This is a genomic window from Nitrospira sp. (assembly GCA_016715825.1).
Lineage (GTDB): Bacteria > Nitrospirota > Nitrospiria > Nitrospirales > Nitrospiraceae > Nitrospira_D.
Genome location: JADJXO010000002.1, coordinates 445,597 through 465,823, shown reverse-complemented (window position 1 = coordinate 465,823; position 20,227 = coordinate 445,597). Strand labels below are relative to the sequence as shown.

Here is a 20,227-nt window from a genome sequence, read left to right as displayed (position 1 = left end):
CGACGCTCGTCAATCCAGCAGGTTCAGGTTACGGCGTCTTGGCGCAACGGAACCCATAGCCGAATTGTCCACCGGACGGTTCTGCATTAAAACGGAACGAGGTGCGTAAAAAATCTGGAACATAGAGCCAGGACCCGCCCCGTACCACTTTAGACTCACCCTTGGTCGGTCCCTGCGGATTTTTCTTCGGGCTCTTCTTGTAATAGTCATGGTCATACCAGTCATTGACCCATTCCCAGGCATTGCCGGCCATGTCATAGATGCCATAAGGACTCTTACCCATTTCGAACGACCCGCCCGGAACTAAGGCGAGATGGTTATCCCATTCCTTTTTGCCGAAATTCGCATGGAGCCGAGTCGGTGCTTCGTTACCCCATGGATAGAGACGCCCGTCCGTTCCCCGTGCCGCTTTTTCCCACTCCGCTTCAGTCGGCAAGCGCTTGCCCGCCCATTTACAAAACGTAGCAGCATCCGACCAATTGATGTTGACGACCGGGCGTTTGCGATGTTGCGCTTGATTCATAATGTTCCAGTCCGAAGGCTCCTCCATGCCCGTTGCCTGCAGATACTTGGCATACTGTCCTACTGTCACCTCATACTTGTCCATGTAGAAGGCGTTGAGATAGACGCGATGGACGGGCTTTTCGTCATCTCCCATGGTACTCCCCATGGAAAATTCACCGGCCGGCACCAAGACCATCGGCGCTTCTCGTGGATCTTCCGGTAATGCTCCTTGCGCCGACGAGCCATTAGATTTCAGACCATCCTTCCGCTGGCCCGGGAGCTTCGTGAGCAAGTATTCATGGATAGGCCGTTGCGCATCGCTGAAACCCAGTTCGTTGGCCTTGTCCAACGCGTTCTGTGCCAACTTCACCTTCTCTGGTGGAACCTGCCCGCCGACAAGCAGCCCCCTCGCTTCCTCCAGTAACCGCCATACTTTCGCATCATTATGCAATTGCCAGGCTTTATGTCTTGGCACTGGCAGACGAGAAATCGTCGATCCACTCGCGATAGAGACATCCAGCTCAAGCTCTATCGCAGTCTCATAATGTTTTTCTGCACAGACCCAGGATTTCATGCCTCGACAAGCCTCTGCCAGATTGAAATGGGCCTGCTTATTCGACGGATCTTTCAGTAAGCCGGCTTCCAACACAGTCCGCGCCTCCGCATACTGCTTTTGTTTCAGCAGAGCTGCACCTTTCACAAAATCCGGGTCTTCGGCGGCGGTTGCATGCACGACCGCCCCTGAAGCCACAAAGAGGCACACCAGGATCATTCCCACCAGCATCTGTCTCATGGCCCCCCCCTCTCAAATTTTGACCCCCAGCTATGCTCGGTCTCGAACTCACGTGTCTATAAAGTTAGGAGACCCCAACTTGTCCATCGCATGCACCTACCAACACGTACAAGATTGATGCCTGACCGTAACGAAAATGTTGTTTGATCCTTTGCCTGCTCCCTCGAAGACATTTTCTCAGACCCATTCCGGCGCCTCCTCTTGGCTCACTTCATGTCCCCCAAACAGACTGTAGAGTGCCGGGAGCACAACAAGTGTCAGCGCCGTCGAGGTGAAGAGCCCCCCGATCACGACCGTCGCAAGCGGCCGCTGCACCTCAGCGCCAATCCCTTGGGCCAGCACCAATGGCAGGAGGCCCAGCAATGTCGTCATCATGGTCATCACGACTGGGCGAAGACGGAGGCTGCAACCGGTGACGATCGCTTCAGCCGTTTGTTTGCCCTCGTGACGTAATTGATTGATGTACGAAACGAGTACGATTCCGTTTCCGACCGCGAGCCCGAACAATTCAATGAATCCAATGGAGGCCGGGACGCTCAAGTACTGCCCGCTTAGCCACAGAGAGACCACGCCGCCGATCAACGCGAACGGGAGATTGAGGATGATCAGGGTCGCGTACCGCAGCGAATGAAACGCCCAGAAAAGGAGGAAAAAGACCAAGCCCAAAGTAATCGGCACAACGATCATCAGCCGCGCATTGGCTCGCTCCATATTTTCGAACGCCCCGCCCCAGACGACAGTATATCCTTCCGGCAAGTGAAGCCCCGCCGCGAGCTTCGCACGCCCTTCATCGACCACCCCGCCAATATCCCGGCCCACGACATTGAAACCGACGAAGATTCGGCGTTTCACATGCTCCCGACTGATGCGGAGCGGCCCTTCTCGCATTTCGATCCTGGCCAGATCGCTCATGGGGATGAGTGCGCCGGAAGCCGCCTTTACCCGAATCTCTCCGACGCTCGCGACACTGTTCCGATACGGCTCCGGAAATCGCAGGATGAGCTGGAACCGCCGCTCGCCTTCATACACCTCTGTCGCTGATTTGCCGCCGATCGCAGTCGTGATAATCTCTTGCACATCGGCTACATTGATGCCGAAACGGGCGATCTTCTGCCGGTCGATGTCGATGGTGAGATAGGGCTGTCCGGAGATCTGTTCGATCTTGATGTCTTTGACCCCTGAGATCTGCTGCAATAGAGCTGCGATTTCCTCTGCTTTATTCCACAATACGTCGAGATCGTCGCCGAACAACTTGATGGCGCATTCCGTTCTGATCCCCGAAATCAACTCGTCCACCCGTTCCTGAATCGGCTGACTCATGAGGACGGAGATGCCCGGAATCTCCGCCAGCTTTTTTCTGATGGCATCGGTCAGCTGCGGCTGAGTCACCGCCGATTTCCACGTACTTCGGTCTGTCAGTGACACGATTGGGTCACTCTCATTGGGTTCTTCCGGACCAAAGGCGATATCCGGTCTCCCGATTTTGCTCACCGCCATCCGAACCTCAGGAAACTCCAACATCACCTTGTGGGTTTGCTTTTCCATCTCAATAGATTCCGGTAGCGAGACACTCGGCAGTCGAACTACCTGAGGAGTCAGCGCGCCTTCCTCCAGTAGGGGGATGAACTCCTGCCCAATGAGCGGCACAAGGGCCACACTTGCAAGTACGATTGCCGTCGAGCCAGCCAGGACAACGGTGCGATGTTGCAGCGTCCATTGCAGCACAGGGAGATACCGTTGTTTCATCCAGCGGGTAAGACCCGTTTCCTTCGGGTGGTCTCCGCGCAAGAGCAGCGACGCGAGCACCGGCGACAAGGTCAGGGTCACCGCGACGGAGGCCAAAAGTGCGATCACCAACGTGTAGGCCAGCGGCGCAAACATCTTCCCTTCGATACCCTGAAGTGTCAGAAGTGGCAAAAAGACGACGCTGATGATCAAAATACCGAACAGGATCGGCCTCCCCACTTCCTTCGTCGCATGAAGAATGACGCTGAGCCTGTTCTCCGGCGAGGCACCGGTATGTTGGGCGAGGTGCCGATAGGCATTTTCCACCACGACCAGCGATCCATCAGCGATCTCGCCGATGGCAATCGCCAATCCACCCAGCGTCATCAAGTTGGCCGAGAGCCCGAATCGCTCCATCGCAATGAAGGTCACGAGCGGCGTGACGATCAGCGTGACCGTCACGATGAGGGCGCTGCGGACATGGCCCAGAAAGAAAAAGAAGACAAAGATCACCAGGACAATGCCCTCGATTAATGCGTCACGGACCGTGGCAATGGCAGCATTCACCAATTCAATGCGATCATAGAAAGGGATCAGTTTTGTGCCTGCGGGAAGGACGTTGCTCTGCTGCAGATCCTCCACCGTGGTCTTGACCGCCTTGACCACCTGCCTGGCGTTGCCTCCTCGGATCATGAGCACGGTACCGGCCACGACCTCCCGCTCACCGTTGAGCACCACCGCGCCATGGCGAACGGCGTGGCCGATACGGACCTCGGCAACATCGCGAACAAAGACCGGGGTCCCGGCGGATTCCTTGACGATGATTGATTCGATATCACTCACGCTCTGGATCAGTCCCACCCCCCGGACGATGGCACGTTCGGCATGACGTTCTAGGACATTCCCGCCGGCATTCGCATTGTTCTTTCCGACGGCCTCGTAGACCTCGTGCAGCGTCAAGTTGAATTTACGGAGTTTGGTCGGCTCGACGAGGACCTGGTACTGCTTGACGAACCCGCCCATGCCGTTCACATCGATCACACCCGGCACGCCCTTGAGCAGAGGCCGCAGAACCCAATCTTGGATCGTCCGCTGGTCCGTCAATTCCTTCTCGACGACCTGCGTATCGATCACCCTGGTACTGGGCTCTCTCCTGAGCGTCGTCGAGGGACCCTCCACATAGTACTGATAGACCTCGCCCAACCCGGTACTGACCGGTGCCATCACGGGTTCGATCCCTTGTGGCAAGCGTTCTTTGGCCGCGATCATGCGTTCCAATACCAACTGGCGGGCAAAGTAGACATCGACGTCGTCATGAAACACCACCGTAATTTGAGAAAGGGCAAATTTGGAAAGTGAACGAATTTCTGCCAGACCAGGCAAACCTGTCATCTGGATTTCGAGGGGATAGGTGATGAATCGTTCTACTTCGACCGGCGAGAGGCCCGGCGCGTCGGTCAACACCTGCACCTGGATGTTGGTCACGTCGGGGTAGGCATCGATCGGGATCGATTCAAAGGCAATCACTCCGACGACGGACAACAGACATGCCAAGCCGATGACCAAAATCCGTTGCCGCAGCGAAAATTCAAGCAGGGAGGCGATCATGGCGTGGGCTCGATCTTATCCCGTTCCATTTGAGATTTGAGTGCGAAGGAGCCCTTGGTGACGACCTGCTCACCAACCTTGACCCCCTCCAGTACCGTGACGACGTCTCCCTCTTCATGCCCCAACTTCACGGGCCGTGCCTCAAAGACACCAGGCCCCCGTAGAACAAACACCATCCTGCCGTCAGGCCCGTCTTGGACAGCCGCAAGGGGTACACTCAACACATCCTTGCTCGAGGTCCCGTACACGCTGACAATGGCGAACATCTCTGGTTTCAACAGGCGATCGGGGTTCGGCACGGTCACCCGTAGGCTCATGGTACGAGTGGCCGGATCAAGCGTATCGCCGATGTACGTGATCGTTCCCGAAAAAATGGCGTGCGGGTACGCCGCTAGGATCACGTGGGCTTTCTGATCCTTTCGGATGAATTGCACGTCTTTCTCCGGCACATTGCCGATTACCCACACATCAGTGAGATTCGCCACGGTAAACAGCTTCTGCTCGGTCTCAACCACTTCACCCTGCGTGAGGTTGCGTGTGATCACTCGTCCGGCGAACGGTGCACGTAGAGGCATGTCGGCCCTGATCGTCAAATCTCGATCAAGCCTCTCGATTTCCTCCGGCGGCACACCAAGCAATTGAAGACGGTTTTGCGCTTCCCGCACTTCAGCTCGCGCGGTCTTCATCGCGGCCTCACGGCGCTGAAGTTCAGCCAGACTCACCGCCTTGTTGTCATATAGTTCCTTGGCCCGTGCGTACGATCGTTCCGCCTCTTCCAGCCGAGCCTTAGCCTTCAAGTATTCCCCCTCAGCGACGCCAAGGTCCACGCTGTGGAGCATCGCCAAGAGAGTGCCCTTTTTCACATCCTGCCCGACATCGACGTGGACTTTTACAACCCGGCCACGGATCAACGTGGTGACCTCGGCCAATTCGTTTTGGTTGGCCTGGACGGTTGCGGGAAACTGACGGTGCGAACGAATCTGCCCTTCCGCCACCGATGCAAATTCCAGCTGGACTCTAGCTAACTCTTCTGGTGTCAGGCTCACTCGCCCTGATTGTGTAGGTGATAGCTTCTGCTTGGCGACCGCAGTATCGACTGGCTTGCTCTCGCAGGCCATGCTCACCACGACGACCACGCAGGCTGCCAGACTGCGCATCAATCGAACGAGCAATCCGGTTGCGTCTTGATTCAGCCGGCTGTATCTCACGAATCACAACCCCTTGGCATTACTCATCGAGTTCAGGGTGCATTCACCCTCTGTTGATCTCCTCGCACGGGGCATGCCCTCCCGATAACACCGTTTTCGTCGTGCAAGCCTGAATATTCGTTGCATTTTGCTACGATGCGGGTTTGATGGCGTGGCGAAATGCTACAGTCGCTCTCTACGACTTCCTCACACCATCGATTGTCGATATGAGATACTGATACCGTAACGGACCAGTTTTGTATGAAGATTCAGGCGCAGTTTCCGGACGAACAATCGCCGGCTGGTGAGTTTACCCGCCAGGCAGATGCATTCCGCAAATGGGTCACGGCCGACGGCAGCTCTGGCTATCCGGCCGAAACAGGTCGCTACCATCTCTACGTCTCATGGGCCTGCCCCTGGGCTCATCGTACGATCATCGTACGCAAGCTGAAAAAACTGGAGACGGTGATCGGTATGACCGTCGTGGACCCTGTTCGTGATGATCGGGGATGGGCCTTTCGCGAAGGTTCTGGCCATTCCCTCGACTTCATCAATGGATTTCAGTTTCTCCACCAAGCCTATGTGGCCACGAATCCGAACTATGTTGGCCGCGTCACGGTCCCGGTCTTATGGGATTGTGCCACGAAACGCATCGTCACCAATTCCGACGATGATCTGATGAGGATCTTCAACGTTGAGTTCAATCGATTCACTGATAGTCCGATTGATTTGTATCCGGCTCAGTTGAGGCAGGAGATCGACGAGCTCAATCGGTTCATCTATGAGAACGTGAACGACGGGGTCTATCGAACGGGATTTGCGACATCCCAACATGCGTATGAACGAGCGGCACGGGCCTTGTTTGCGGCACTGGATCAACTTGATGCGAGACTTGCAACCCGCCGTTATCTATACGGATCTGAGATCGTTGAAACCGACTGGAGGCTCTTTGTCACCTTGGTACGATTCGACGTCGTGTACTATGGGCATTTCAAATGTAACCTTCGACGAATCGCTGACTACCCCAACCTCTTCGGCTATCTCAAAGACCTCTACCAAACCGATGGAGTTGCCGACACTGTGAATTTTGACCATATCAAGCGGCACTACTACGTCACCCACGACGACATCAATCCTACTCGCATAGTCCCGATCGGACCTGAACAGGATTTGTCCACGCCCCATGGTCGGGAATGCCTGGGCTAGCGTCTAGGCCAAAGTCTTATCAAGAAGATGTTCTTTCTCCAAATTTGTCTAGTGAACTGGACGGCGATGGGGACATTCTCCACAATTCCCCAAACCATGCGTACCGGTACCGCTCAGACACACTTATTATCGCAACGTTATGGCTAGGCTCCCTCTCTTGTTGCTCGCACAGGAGTTGCTACTCCCTGTCCAGTAGTCACTATCATCGTTACTAGCCGAAAGGAGCGTTTTATGGATATGTTGTGGATGTTTGCGGGAGTGATGGGAGTGCTTCTCATCGCCGGGCTCGTCGTGTACAAAAAGAGTGCATAACACGCCATACGAGGAGCTACCAGACTTCGTCAAGGAAAGAGCCTCCAAATCTCGTAGGATTGCCTTTCTGCGGAAGCTGAAGACTCTAAGGCGAATGGTTCTTCCTCTGGTTGCTGGTGTTTTTCACCTATTCTTCGTCCCTCCGGTGAGTATGCTGCCTGCCTTGCGTGGCAGAGTCGCAACGCTGACGGCTGTAAGCACATACTGCGCTGGAGGGACTCCCTTTACCGAATAATGAGAGTCGAGCAGGCGCTCTGATGGATCAGTTTTGTTGAGACGCTTCCTGGAGAAAACGGGCCACCGCACTCCGTCCTTTTGCTCCGGTCACAATCAGATCAGGCCGCTCAAGGCTCACCACCCGCAAGATTTCTTTAGCCGCCGCTCCTACCCGTGGGATTTGCCTGACCAGATAGCGTATCCGAGCAGAATTCAAATCTATGGTATGAATCGCCATGACCTGAGGTGCGACACGAAAGGGAATCCGCCCCAGCCATCCCTGCGCCCACTCCGAATATTTTGAGCCATCGACTCCGATCACGGCATTCATCGGCATCCTCCTGGTCCAGTGTCATGAGGTGTTCCGGAGCTTACAGGCAATCCATGCAGATGCCTGGTTCCAGACGTCAGACTCGGCTGCGAACGTGGTCCGTGTTGTCCAACGCATGGTCGAGCCATCATCATGCCATGACGACAAAAGAGCGTGTGGCTTCTGTGTTCTTCTTCGGATCAAGGGATCAGAAATTTAGAGATTGGCGCACGACTTGACTTTTGGTACAGTGCGAGGCCGCACTGCTACAGTGAGTTAATTGATTCCTAGGAGGATCACGTTACGTATGCGAATACAGACTGGTTGTAGGCCGGCCCGGTCGATTGGAAGTAGAGGTGGACTTGTCCTTGGCGGTATATGCGTGCTACTTGCTGGTTGTGCGGTACAGACCGGTTCAACACGCTCCGAGGTTCCAGGCGTGGAGCACAACTCCTCGGCAGGTCTTATCGCGGATGCCTCCTCAACTTCTTCCTCCACCCCTCCACCCTTTGTAACCGCTGACGATCAATCTTCAGATGAGCCGTTTGATCCATTTGCCGAACCGGGTGAAGGGACGGTTGAGGAGTATGACCCTTGGGAACCTCTCAATACCAAGTTCTTTGAGTTCAACCGGCAGCTCGATCGTTGGGTGCTGAAGCCGGTTGCCAAGGGATACAACGTTGTCGTTCCGGATAGCATCCAGATTGGGGTCAGCAACGTCTTCTATAATAGTCGTGTAACGCCACGATTCCTGAACAATATATTTCAAGGTAAATTCAAGGGCGCAGGGATAGAGGCTGGGCGATTCCTCATTAATACGACCGTTGGGATCGGGGGGTTCTTCGATGTGGCAGGGCGCTTCAACCTCACCACACCGGAAGAGGATACGGGACAGACTCTAGGATTTTACGGAGTTAAACCAGGGCCCTATCTGATGGTGCCGCTATTGGGACCCTATACGGTTCGGGATCTTATCGGCTATGCCGGAGACATCGCCCTCAACCCGATTTACTGGCTGATCCTCCCGACCATGCATAGCATTGATTCGATCCCTACAGTAGTTGATATCGATGAGCGAGCAGCCACTTATGCGATTTCGATTGGTGCGCGTGCGCTAGAGATCGTCAACGATCGCTCTCTAAACTTGGAGAAGTTTCAGGGTGTTGAAGAATCAACCCTTGACCTCTACGCTGCGGTCCGTAATGCCTATCTTCAAAAGCGAGCCAAGGCAATCCGAGACTAGCGGATAAGAGCCTTCCTCTCTGTGATGTCTTTCTTGTGAATTTCTCTTGGTGTGCCTCGCGGACACACTCGTACGAGCGTGTCGAGCAGCTGGCCGGCATTCCTGCTCTTGGTGTGTTAACACAGAGACCGTGCCTGGCTCCCTCTGTGATCAGGCAGAAATGGAATTGGCGCACCGCTCAATTGACGCTCAACACACCCAATAGGCAACCGGCAAAGGGCATCAGGTGTTGAGCCACTGACGAACGACGGTACGTGGTAGAACGATGTCTAGACGCTCTTCTTGTACAGGATGATACCGCCGATGAAGATCACGAGCATCACGACCGCAAACATTATGAAGGTACTATCCATAGCTACTCCTTTCGTCCGGACCCCTCACGGAATGAAGTAGTACACCACAGCACACTTCCCAAGTCTGAGACCGATAGACATCCTCCCTGAAACACACTGCTGCATCTGACACCACAGCGTCGGATGCCAAACGCCAACCCGGCCCCATGGACGCCTGGGAACCAATATCGACCGTAAATTTAGTCTGAGGAAGAGGTACTGTCAACTGGCTTAGACACAGGGGCCAGCATGAGTCGCTTCGAATAGGTTGGTGCAGCCTGAACGGGATACGCTAACAAGAAAAAATATTCCCTTGCCGAACCGAGTCGGACGGAGTCTTGTACGATTGCTAGACAGTGGTCTGAACGCGACCTTGTCTCGAAGACACGTGGGATGGTTCGGTGGTGACTGGGTAAGCCTGGACTGAGTAGGTTCTATCCGGATCGAGTGTCACACGAACTCTTCCTGTCTTATTCAAATAATCGATGGCGAGATACACCTGATTCCAGGTCAATTCTGGACAAAGCCCAACAACGTCCTCCATCGAGCAACTGGCACCAAATTCTTCTAATGCACGATGGACACGGTCAATGATCGCTGAAACTCGCATGGAACCCTCTTCGGAACTGACTGGCTCTTCCTTTTCGATCATTCTCATTCCTTAACGGGCACGCCCCCTCCACTCAACTCTCTTCGCTAGGATCTTAGCGAGCAAGTACGATCTTTGTGAACTAGGGAAGTTTCTAGAAAGAGGAGGGTATCTTACTAGTGACGACGTGAGCTTCTCAATGACCCTACAGACCCGTCCAGCCTCCGGCCGATGCCTAGGTCGACACGCTCACGAGGCCTTCAGCGATGGCATACTTGATGAGCTCGGCGGTGGAATGCAGATTAAGCTCTCCCATGATTCGAAACTTGTGGAATTCCACGGTTTTCACGGAAATATTCAGAATGGAGGCGATCGTTTTGGTTCCCTTTCCCTCCGCCACAAGCTGGAGCACTTCACGTTGCCGCTGGGTCAGAGACGTCACGAGCGGCTTACTAGGTTGCCCATCCGGGGATTGCAGTGTGGCCGCCAACACATCCTTCGTGATCAGCGGCGTCATGTAGTGTTGACCTCGCATCACCGCCTGGATCGCTTGCTTCAGTTCTACCGCCGCTGAGCGCTTAATCAGATACCCGGCGGCTCCAGCCTTAAAGGCTTCCGTGGCATAGGTAGGGGTCGCATGCATGGTGAGAAAAATGAGCTTGCTTTCCGGCACCAGCTTGGTCAGCTGACGTGCCGCATCCAGCCCATTCAGCAATGGCATCGAGATATCGAGCAAGACAATGTCAGGGCGGAGCTGCTGCGCCATATCGACCAACGCCCGCCCGTCTTCCACCATCCCAACGACCTCGCCCTCGGCTTCAACCAGCTTCCGTAACCCGGCCAGAACAATGGCGTGATCGTCTGCCATCAAAATACGCGGCCGCTTCATGTGACCTCCACTTCAAAGGGTACCCACGCACAGACCTTCGTCCCTTGGGACGGTCTCGACTGAATTCTGAAAACCCCGTGCAATTGCCGCAATCGTTCCTCCATGCTGCTCAACCCTAGACCTTGTTCATGGACGCTCAAACCATCCACGTTAAACCCGTTCCCATTGTCTAGGACGGACAGCCCAAGCCCTTTAGAAGACCCACGAAGCCGGACGGTCGCCTGCGTAGCCTGCGCATGTTTGACGATGTTCTGGACACTCTCCTGCATCACCCGGAAGAGACAGGTGGCGTGATCGAGTGGCACAGCCGTTGGAACCCCGGCAATCTTGAGCCGGATCGGCAGGCCCGTGCGCCGAGCAACCTGCTCGATATGGTCTTCGACAGCCGGGCGCAGTCCGGCATGCTCCAAGAGCGAGGGATGGAGACGATAGGCCAGGCTGTGCACGTCGTCGGAAACCTGTTCTAATCCTTGCCGCAACGTTATCAACGCTTGCGTCAGTTGTGCCGGTACGATCGAAGAATGATTCTCGAACGACGCGACCTCCAGGACCAAAGCCGCCAGTCGCTGACTCACATCATCATGCAGATCCCGGGCGATTCGTCGCCGCTCCTGTTCTTGCGCTGTCAGGAGCTTCGACGTCAGCTCCTCCAGCTGCACTTGCTGGCGATGAAGCGCCTCTTCCGCCTGCTTACGTTCAGTGATGTCACGATTGGACTCCAGCGCGTATTCCTGGCCACCGTACATGACTCGCACATGCCGACTCTCGACCATCAACCGCCGACCATCCTTGGCGATGTGAGTAATCTCACCGTACCACCGACCCTCGTGCGCAAGGTGAGCTTCCATCTCTTTGGTCGTCGTCGAAGGGCTCGTATTGAGCAGCGCGTGACTACTGCGCCCAATCACCTCGTCCGATCGCCATCCATAGAGTTCTTCTGCCCCGCGGTTCCAGTACACGATGCCTCCTCCGATCTTCCATGCAAAAATGGCATCGTGGGATTGATTCAATAAGTCTGCTTGCTGCCGCAGCAACTCCTCCGCTTGCTGGCGCTCAGTGATATCGACCGCCACGCCACCCAACAGGGCAGGGGACCCTTTGTGATCAACAATGGGAAACTTGCTGACAAGCGCATGCCGAACCTCTCCATCTTGCAGGAACGGCGCCACCGTGTGCAGTGGCATCCGCGTCTCCCATACTTTCTCAAAAATTTGCTCGTGCTGCTCGGCAATCTCTTCCGGCCACAACTCACGGGCGGTTTTTTCTTTCCAATCTACTGCTCCCATCAGAGATTCTTGGAAGAGTCGATTGACGTACAGATATTTACCTTGACCGTCTTTGATCCACGCAAAGCCAGGCAAATTATCCATGAAGGAAGCAAATTGACGCTCGCTGAGCTTCAGTGCCTCCTCAGCTTGTTTGCGTTTCGTAATGTCGATCATCGCTCCCAGGGTTCGTGTGGGGCGACGATCTGTTCCCTCATCGTCAAACAGCGTCCATGATCGCAAGCTCAACCAACGGATACTACCGTCGGGCCGCACCACACGATGCTCCACCAAGTTCAGATCGTCACCGACTGAATGATTCGTCACCGTCATCGCCGTCACCACCGCTTCTCGGTCATCCGGATGGACGAGCGCGAGATACCCTTCGACGGAAGCCGGCTCATCGGGCCCAACTCCATACATTTCTCTCATCACCGGCGACCAGTAGACGGTCCCGGCGCGGTGGTCATGATCAAGAATCCCAAAGTTAGCCAGGCGAATGACCTGATCCGATCGTTCCTCGCTCTCGTGAAGGGCACGCTTCGCTTCCACACGGGCCGTCACGTCTTCGGTGGCAACCACGATACCGCCGACCGTATCCCCGCTGTACCACGGGCGAACACTCCAGGTGACCCACTGGATGGTGCCATCGGATCGGACGAAGCGGTCTTCATCCGAACTGAGGATTTCTCCCGTCAGACCTCGCCGATGGACTTCCTTCCACCATGACGGAAAATCGGGAGTCAGGTCATAGTGGGACCGACCCAGAATATCTCCGTAGAGCCCATAATCCTCCAACCAGCGCCGGCTCGCTCCCAAATAACGCATGTCCCGGTCAAACATAGCGATCGCAGCAGGGGCGTGTTCGATAAACAACCGAAATTGTTCTTCGCCTTCGCGCAGTGCTTCGTTCGCCCGTTTCTGGTCGGACACGTCGATCTGGAACCCGATGAGTTCGAGCGGCGTACCCGCCTCATCGCGGAGCAGGCGGACTTCATCGCGAAGCCAGCGATAGGCTCCATCCTTATGCAGGAACCGGTATTCGTGGATATGACGGCCATGTTTAAAGGTTCTCGAAAGGCCAGCCAACACATACGCACGATCATCGGGATGGATATGACTCATCCAAAAGTCCGAGTGACTCGTGAAGTCTTTCGGGCTATGCCCGAGCTGCGCCACCACGTTCTCACTGACGAATGTGGCGGCATAATCCCCGTCTGCCTTACAGGCGTAGAGCACCACCGGAGCGGACGTCAGCAGAAGTTGTTGCCTGGCTTGCACCGTCCTCAATGCCGTCGTGCGCTCGTCGACACGCTGTTCAAGCGTCTCGTTCAACCGGCGAAGCACCTCCTCGGCCTGCTTGCGTTCGGTGATGTCATTGCCGACCGTGAGGATGCACGCTTTCCCTGTGAGGGTGATCATGCTCGTGGAGATGAGGAACTGTCGGCATTCTCCGTTCCTCATCCGCATGGAGACTTCATGATTCCTGACCGCCCCTTCAGCACGAAGTCGATCGACGAGTCTTGCACGGTCGAGAGGGTCGGGCCAGATTCCCAACATCAAGGTGGTCTTTCCAATGACTTCGTCTCGACGAAACCCGAAGATCTCGAGACACGCGTCATTGATCTCCAGACAGCGTCCGGTCTCGAGTTCCGTGATACCGATCGGGTGAGGACTCAGGCGGAAGGCTTCGGCAAAGACCTCGTCCTTTGCTGATCTGGCCCAACGTTCCTGCCGATCTCCTGGGTGAAGGACCGGCGAAGGTGGCCTTGCCCTTACCCAACGCTTTTTCTTGATGGCCTTGGGTTTCATGGCGAGAGAATTTAATTCTAGTCTTCTTACGTAGGTCCCGCAAGCCCACAATTTTGATCGCGGACGTGTACCTTCAGGCACATGTGAGACCGATCGGAGATCAGCATGCCCCTATGAAACTGTACGGCTCGGCTATCCCAATGAGTTTCCCTGAGATCATCACTATGGGCAGTACGGACCAGAGAAAAGCGCAAGCGCGGTAAAGAGAGACTGGTTGCTTGATGGCTCGTCGATGCCTCCAGCCTTCAGAACATGGACGGACCGAGCTTCTTGACCTTGAGAGACTCATGGTGCGTCGAAGACTGTTGCAGCTCAGCCAATTGTTGCATGAGTGCGCGTTCACGATCCGACATCTCGGTAGGCGTCCGCACCTCCACCACGACAAAGAGATCGCCCTTGCCTTTCTCTACGACCTTGGGCATGCCTTTCCCATTCAGCCGAAGCGCAGTGCCGCTCTGAGTTCCAGCCGGAACCGCGACTTGCAGTGTCTCTCCTCCCAACCCCGTCACACACAACTTTCTGCCGAGCGCCGCATCAGGGAAGCTGATCGATTGAACCATATAGAGATCGTCGCCACGACGTTCGAACGAGGGATGGCGCCGGATATGAGGACTGATGAGAAGATCGCCTGGAGGCCCACCGTTGGCGTTCGCCTCACCTTGGCCAGGCAACCGAATGAGCATACCGTCGTCAATTCCAGGCGGAACCTTCACTTTCAACGTGTGTGGAAGAAATCGATAGCCGCTGCCCTGGCAGAGTGGACAGGGAGATTCGACGATCTGCCCCCGTCCTTGGCAATGCGCACATGTCGTCAGCGTCACCAGCCGCACATCTTTCCTTAGTTTCACATCTTGCTTCTGTCCGCTTCCTCGGCAATCGGGACAGGACAAGGGCTTCGTGCCGGCCTTGGCCCCACTGCCTCCACAATCCGTACATTTCTCTGAGCGCGTGAGATGGATCTCCCGCTCTCCTCCGCGGGCGGCCTCTTCCAACGTCAGTTCCACGTCGTAGCGAAGATCCGCCCCTCTCGCCGCATCCGGTCCGGGCCTCATGCGCCTTCCAAACAAATCCCCGAACTGGAAATCCCGCATGAGGTCGTCTGCCGACCACCGTTCACTGACGCCGGCATGGCCGGTCGTATCGTATTCATTTCGCTTCGTATCATCGGACAGCACGGCATAGGCTTCCGCAAGTTCACGGAACTTTGCCGCCGCGTCGGGATCCTTATTCTTGTCAGGATGGTATTGCAAGGCCAACTGCCGATAGGCATGCTTGATCTCATCGCGCGTCGCGGTTCGATTCACACCAAGCACTTCGTAATAATCCCTCTTCGTGTTGACCTCGGGCACTGGGATGGCTCCTCAACCTCTTAGATGAGATACACGATCGTCATGCCGTAGCCTCGTTCTTCAATGTCATCTTCTCCTTAATCCATAGGGACTCCAATGCGAAGGCCCCCAGTACGGTCCCCAATAGGCACCGAAGTATGGATAGGGATGGAACCAGAAGGCCTGCAGTTTGGGAGGCCAAATCGTCAACGAGGCAATATCGATCGTCGGGTAGGCATACTCGACCTCGTCTAACATCTGCGTCGTCGAACCGGTCACTTCGCCCACCACCGTGACTCGTGTCCCGGTAGGAATCGTCGCCGGATCGAGGAACTCTTTGTGGAACGCGAGGAAGCGCCCACCGGATTTCGTCAACGGACCATGGGGTTCGTCGTCACTCGAGAGCGGAAGCTGGAGAACCTGGATTTGCGTGCCGTTTTGTTTGAGCGGCTTGACGGAAAGCACGGTTCCTCCAACCACGACGAACTGACCTTTGTAGGAGAGCGGTGAGTCTTGTATCTGCTGAAATGACACATCTCGCTCGATTTTTTGCTGAAGATCGGGTGGCACAACCGGCACACCGCCGCATCCCACAACCCATAAGATCGAGAGAACAGCCGCAATTACTTTCGTGACGCTCGTCGCACGTCGAAGATCCATGCAACCTTAGTTCAGCAAGAGGAATGCCTGACCGAAACACGAGCGAGCTCGCAAGCGGAATCTCATGTGTCACCGGCAGAAGTTTGAGGGAACGCCGCTCGTACCATGATGGATGGCCTGGACGGGAATTGGGGGAGATTGCCCCAAGTTCAGACAACGACTGCGGCGCGATGGGGCAGGGTTCCCCGACTAGTTGGATTTCCCTCTGCACCAGAAAATCCAACACAGCACAATGGCGACCACGACCGCGAGAATCGTTTCAAACGAGTACTCAGACATTGAGTCACGCAGGAGGTGTGAGCCTAGTCCCTTGCGCCGTTCCGAGTGCTTGAGTCTGTGCTAGCGCAAGCGCCTCGAGAAGTTCGAAAGCCGGCCATCCAGATCTCGTACCTGGTCGGCTGACTTCGCGGATCCGAAGACGATGAGGATGTCCTCAGTTGTGGCATTGATGGACGACGCAACCACATCTGCGGGTCGTTCGCCTTCGGCAATTCTGGGGGTCGGCGGCTGACAGAGACTCACACTCAATACTCCTATCACCAACGCGCACAACCCAATCATGAATCGAAGATTCATACGCTCCGACCTCACACAGTACTAATCGATCTTCACTGAGACGGATTTCCTCTTCGCTTCTTCCGTCTTCGGCATCCGGATTTCCAATACACCGTCCTTGAAGGAAGCCTTGATTTCGTCGCTCTTCACTTCACCAGGCAAACCCACGCTCCGCAAGAACGACCCGTAAGACCGCTCACGGCGATAGTAATTGTCCTCTTTCACTTCTTTGTCATCTTTTTTCTCGCCTTTAATGGTCAAGGTTTCCCCTGCGAGATTGACTTCGACATCTTCCTTCTTCATCCCGGGAAGTTCGGTCTTGACCACCACGGAGTCTCCTTCCTCGTACACGTCGAGCGAAGGCATACGCACCGACGACGGACGGAGAGGCAACCAGCGGTCCCGTCCGCACAGATTGGGAAATGGACGCCGCCACATGTCGTCCATGAAGCGCTCCATCCAATGCTCGATGTCCTCCACTCGCGACGCGATTTCACCCGGTTTCTTAGTGGCGACAGCTTTTTCTTCTGCTTTGGCCATGACACATCCTCCTGGCTAGGGGTTCGTTGTGGTTTCTACCCTCAGGCGCACTGATGCGCGCTGGCTCTTTGCCCTTTGTCTGCCTCAGCAACGACGATGCCATCGTGATTCACGTTGCCAAGTTGTTGATGAATCGTGCTGAGCCCTAGTCGCACGTGCGGCCGCTGATCTCGATGGGGCGGGACAGTGGGGACTAATTCCCCACACAAGTTCGTTCCCTTGCTGCAGAACGCCACGTTTGTGTTGACTGACTCCTAGAGGAATCGCCTACTGACTGTGCCGCCTCACGGCACGCACGATGCACAAGAAATTAAGAGGCGTGGTGTAGACTATGACTCTTCCTCTCTTGGACATTCGCAATCTGACCTTCACCGCGGGCGATCAGAGGATTCTCGATCGACTCGGTCTTACCATCGACCCGGGAGAAATCCATGCTCTCCTTGGAGCGAACGGATCCGGCAAGACCACCCTTGCCTATCTCCTCATGGGTTGCGACGGGTATGTGCCGACGGCGGGAACCGCGATGTTCAAAGGCGCAGACCTTCTCTCACTTAAGATGTATGAACGGGCGAAGTTGGGCGTGACCCTCGCCTGGCAAGAGCCCGCTCGGTTCGAAGGCATCACAGTCCGCGAGTACCTGACCTTAGGCCGTGCCTCGCTCGATCCAGAACCGGCGCTGCTCCAAGTCGGCCTGGACCCCGATCGCTACCTGAATCGGCGAGTTGATAAAGCCCTCAGTGGAGGCGAGCGTCATCGAGTGGAGCTCGCCTCCGTCCTGTCGATGAAGCCGACGCTGGCCATCCTTGATGAGCCCACCGCCGGCATCGACATGCTCTCGATTAACCACATCATCGACATCATTCACGCACTGAAGGCAGCGGGGGGATCGGTCCTCGTGATCACCCACCAGGAAGAGGTTGCACTCATTGCCGACCGAGCCTCGCAGCTCTGCGCCGGACGCATCATCTTCTCCGGCAGTCCACGGAAAGCTGTCGATCATTTCCGCGGACGAACCTGCGTTCGTTGCGACGGGGAGGTATGTAACTATGTCCGACCTTGAGGACCTGAGACGCACCCTCCCGATGGTCGGAGCTGAGCCCTCGATTCTCGATGATACGAGCATCGCGCATGTCATCGGACACGGCCATCGCATCCTGAGCCGACGGTCTGTACCAGGTCTCCAACTGGATGTGGAAGAAACTCCAGACGCGCTCGTCGGGAAAATGACCATTCAAGCAGGCGTGACCATCGCGCAGCCCATCCACATGTGTTTCGGCCTGGCCCATCCGACGGGCCGTCAACGCATTCAGATCGACGTCTTCGTGGAAGAGAGGGCGACGGCGCACGTGCTCTCCCATTGCCTTTTCCCTGTCGCCACCGCTGCAGAGCATCGCATGCAGGCCACGATTGCCGTCGGCCCAGGCGCGTCGCTCACGTACACCGAAGGCCACTATCACGGCCCTCACGGCGGCATGCTGGTCATTCCCCACGCGACGGTGAAGATCGGGAAAGGGGCGCGGTATTTTTCTGACTTCTCATTGCTCTCTGGTTCAGTGGGTAGTCTCGACATCGATTATCTTGTCGAAGTGGAAGAAGACGGGATCGCCGAACTCACCGCAAAGATTTTTGCGCACAGGACCGATCAGATCATGCTCAAGGAAGCCGTCATACTTCGAGGGGAACGCTCACGGGGTCTGATCAAGACACGCGTGGTGCTCGAAGACGAAGCCCGTGCGGAAATCACCGGCATCACTGAAGCCCATGCACAAGGAGCCCGCGGTCACGTGGATTGCATGGAAGTCGTGCAGGGCCGGGCACAGGCCAGCGCGATCCCCATCGTGCGAGTGTTTCACCCGGAAGCCAAGGTCACCCACGAAGCAGCCATCGGGAGTGTGAACAAGAAAGAATTGGAAACGTTGATGGCGCGTGGGCTCACGCCGGAGCAAGCGGTGGAGATGATCGTGAGCGGAATTCTTCGCTGACAAGTCGTCTCACTCAACGCCATGATCTTGCTGGCGACGCAGAAAATGTCAGTCGTGTCTGATCACGAATCCGTTCGCACACGGAATCGTGGTTCCAATGCCTTCAGATTTTCCATGATGCCGGTATACTCCAGTTCCGCCATGGGCAGCATCGCAGCACCAAAGAAACCTTGGCGTCGCATGCCGATGGCTTTCTCAGACACGGTGTCCCGTACCCGGTTCCAGAACGGATGGGCGAACGCGTCCGCTGGTTCGGTGAACCGGCCTTCGTGCATGGCGAAGGCGGCACAGGTGATCACCGGAGGGCCATCGAAGTAGCTGATACCCGACTGAAGCGGGACCGGCATCAAGGGCATCTGGTGAGAGCCACGCATACCACCTGCCACATACGGACCGACGGCATAGGGCGCTAAGACCTCGCCCGTCGCCGGGAAATCCTTCTGAACCCGCACTAGCATCACCGGGTCGTCCTTGCCGGTATACTTCCCGGCAATGTTATGCAACCGTGAGGTGGATGCCACCACCGCTTGGTCGCCGCTGGCAACGGACCAAATCGATTCCACGACATACCGTTCGGTGTCCCGCAACAGCGCGGCAATCTTGTACAATTCTTTCGGGGCATCGAGCTCGATGAGCTTGTCACCTTCCGTATGATTCACGTCCATGATGACGAAGCGAAAGCCTTGCGCCATGTTGGGCGCCAGTATTAAACCCGGTGTGTTCATGGGGTCGGCGAAGGCCAGATAGAGCGGGAGATTAAAGGCCCCGGGATCTGTTTTGTCGGCCGCGAAGAACAGAAAAGGCTCATTCGGCCGCTCGTTGAATTCCATCTCCGCCACGGCCGGTCCCATCCCGCGCACATTGCCCGAAAAGGCGTCTTTCAACAAATCCTGACCGGCCCCGTACAGCCCCTGCTGTTTGGCCACTGCTGTCCCGGCGAGAAACGCGTCCCACGCCAGTTTATGGACGGCTTCATGTCCTGCGCCATGTTTGTGGCTCATCAAGATCGCGATATCATCACCAGTACTACTGACATAGTGGTCGATCAACAGAGCGGAGCCGTGTTTGGCGATATGATTCCGAACGCTTTCCAGCACTTGTCGCGAGGGACAGATATGGCCGCCGATAGAACCGATATCAGCTTTGATGATGCTGAGGGTGACTTTCATGG

16 protein-coding genes are annotated in these 20,227 nt (G+C 55.9%); 4 read left to right on the top strand and 12 right to left on the bottom strand.

Annotated elements, in window-relative coordinates; all coding sequences use genetic code 11:
• Nucleotides 1-28: 28 nt before the first annotated feature.
• From IPM58_08285 to IPM58_08275, 3 genes are all read right to left on the bottom strand, one after another.
• Entirely contained in the window at nucleotides 29-700 is a 672-nt protein-coding gene (locus IPM58_08285; GenBank protein MBK9307070.1) for a formylglycine-generating enzyme family protein, read from the bottom strand.
• 774 nt (nucleotides 701-1,474) lie between these two features.
• Nucleotides 1,475-4,630: an efflux RND transporter permease subunit gene (locus IPM58_08280; protein ID MBK9307069.1), complete on the bottom strand. Its 3,156-nt coding sequence runs from the start codon at nucleotides 4,628-4,630 to the stop codon at nucleotides 1,475-1,477.
• Nucleotides 4,627-5,838 (bottom strand): efflux RND transporter periplasmic adaptor subunit, encoded by a 1,212-nt coding sequence (locus IPM58_08275; GenBank protein ID MBK9307068.1) that lies wholly within the window; start codon nucleotides 5,836-5,838, stop codon nucleotides 4,627-4,629. Before IPM58_08275 ends, IPM58_08280 begins: the two co-directional genes overlap by 4 nt.
• Nucleotides 5,839-6,078: 240 nt before the next feature.
• Between IPM58_08275 and IPM58_08270 the strand changes: the two genes are divergently transcribed.
• On the top strand, nucleotides 6,079-7,023 hold the full coding sequence (locus tag IPM58_08270; GenBank protein MBK9307067.1) for a glutathione S-transferase family protein: 945 nt from the start codon (nucleotides 6,079-6,081) through the stop codon (nucleotides 7,021-7,023).
• 574 nt (nucleotides 7,024-7,597) lie between these two features.
• Here the strand turns inward: IPM58_08270 and IPM58_08265 are convergent.
• Entirely contained in the window at nucleotides 7,598-7,882 is a 285-nt protein-coding gene (locus IPM58_08265) for a universal stress protein (protein MBK9307066.1), read from the bottom strand.
• Between the two features lie 361 nt (nucleotides 7,883-8,243).
• Here IPM58_08265 and IPM58_08260 point away from each other — a divergent pair, with 361 nt between their 5' ends.
• Nucleotides 8,244-9,104 carry a VacJ family lipoprotein gene (locus tag IPM58_08260; protein ID MBK9307065.1) on the top strand — a complete coding sequence of 287 codons (861 nt, stop codon included), beginning with the start codon at nucleotides 8,244-8,246 and terminating at the stop codon, nucleotides 9,102-9,104.
• Between the two features lie 681 nt (nucleotides 9,105-9,785).
• On the opposite strand, the gene IPM58_08255 is transcribed toward IPM58_08260, so the two are convergent.
• The 7 genes from IPM58_08255 to IPM58_08225 all read right to left on the bottom strand — a co-directional run bounded on the left by IPM58_08255 (nucleotide 9,786) and on the right by IPM58_08225 (nucleotide 17,074).
• Nucleotides 9,786-10,046 (bottom strand): hypothetical protein, encoded by a 261-nt coding sequence (locus IPM58_08255; GenBank protein MBK9307064.1) that lies wholly within the window; start codon nucleotides 10,044-10,046, stop codon nucleotides 9,786-9,788.
• Nucleotides 10,047-10,260: 214 nt separating this feature from the next.
• Nucleotides 10,261-10,914: a response regulator transcription factor gene (locus IPM58_08250; GenBank protein ID MBK9307063.1), complete on the bottom strand. Its 654-nt coding sequence runs from the start codon at nucleotides 10,912-10,914 to the stop codon at nucleotides 10,261-10,263.
• Nucleotides 10,911-13,991: a PAS domain S-box protein gene (locus IPM58_08245; GenBank protein ID MBK9307062.1), complete on the bottom strand. Its 3,081-nt coding sequence runs from the start codon at nucleotides 13,989-13,991 to the stop codon at nucleotides 10,911-10,913. The genes IPM58_08250 and IPM58_08245 overlap by 4 nt, the downstream gene beginning before the upstream one ends.
• Nucleotides 13,992-14,236: 245 nt before the next feature.
• Nucleotides 14,237-15,340 carry a molecular chaperone DnaJ gene (gene dnaJ, locus IPM58_08240; GenBank protein MBK9307061.1) on the bottom strand — a complete coding sequence of 368 codons (1,104 nt, stop codon included), beginning with the start codon at nucleotides 15,338-15,340 and terminating at the stop codon, nucleotides 14,237-14,239.
• 66 nt (nucleotides 15,341-15,406) lie between these two features.
• Nucleotides 15,407-15,979, bottom strand: coding sequence for a Slp family lipoprotein (locus IPM58_08235; protein ID MBK9307060.1), 573 nt, complete (start codon nucleotides 15,977-15,979; stop codon nucleotides 15,407-15,409).
• Nucleotides 15,980-16,318: 339 nt separating this feature from the next.
• The gene (locus IPM58_08230) at nucleotides 16,319-16,555 is read right to left on the bottom strand and encodes a hypothetical protein (GenBank protein ID MBK9307059.1); all 237 of its coding nucleotides are present in this window, start codon (nucleotides 16,553-16,555) and stop codon (nucleotides 16,319-16,321) included.
• Nucleotides 16,556-16,576: 21 nt separating this feature from the next.
• Nucleotides 16,577-17,074 carry an Hsp20/alpha crystallin family protein gene (locus tag IPM58_08225; protein MBK9307058.1) on the bottom strand — a complete coding sequence of 166 codons (498 nt, stop codon included), beginning with the start codon at nucleotides 17,072-17,074 and terminating at the stop codon, nucleotides 16,577-16,579.
• 331 nt (nucleotides 17,075-17,405) lie between these two features.
• On the opposite strand from IPM58_08225, the gene IPM58_08220 reads away from it, so the two are divergent.
• Nucleotides 17,406-18,134, top strand: coding sequence for an ATP-binding cassette domain-containing protein (locus IPM58_08220; protein MBK9307057.1), 729 nt, complete (start codon nucleotides 17,406-17,408; stop codon nucleotides 18,132-18,134).
• Nucleotides 18,121-19,056, top strand: coding sequence for a SufD family Fe-S cluster assembly protein (locus IPM58_08215; protein MBK9307056.1), 936 nt, complete (start codon nucleotides 18,121-18,123; stop codon nucleotides 19,054-19,056). Before IPM58_08220 ends, IPM58_08215 begins: the two co-directional genes overlap by 14 nt.
• Nucleotides 19,057-19,118: 62 nt before the next feature.
• On the opposite strand, the gene IPM58_08210 is transcribed toward IPM58_08215, so the two are convergent.
• A complete protein-coding gene (locus tag IPM58_08210; protein MBK9307055.1) occupies nucleotides 19,119-20,225 on the bottom strand; it encodes a fructose 1,6-bisphosphatase in 1,107 nt (368 codons plus the stop codon).
• Between the last annotated feature and the right edge of the window lie 2 nt (nucleotides 20,226-20,227).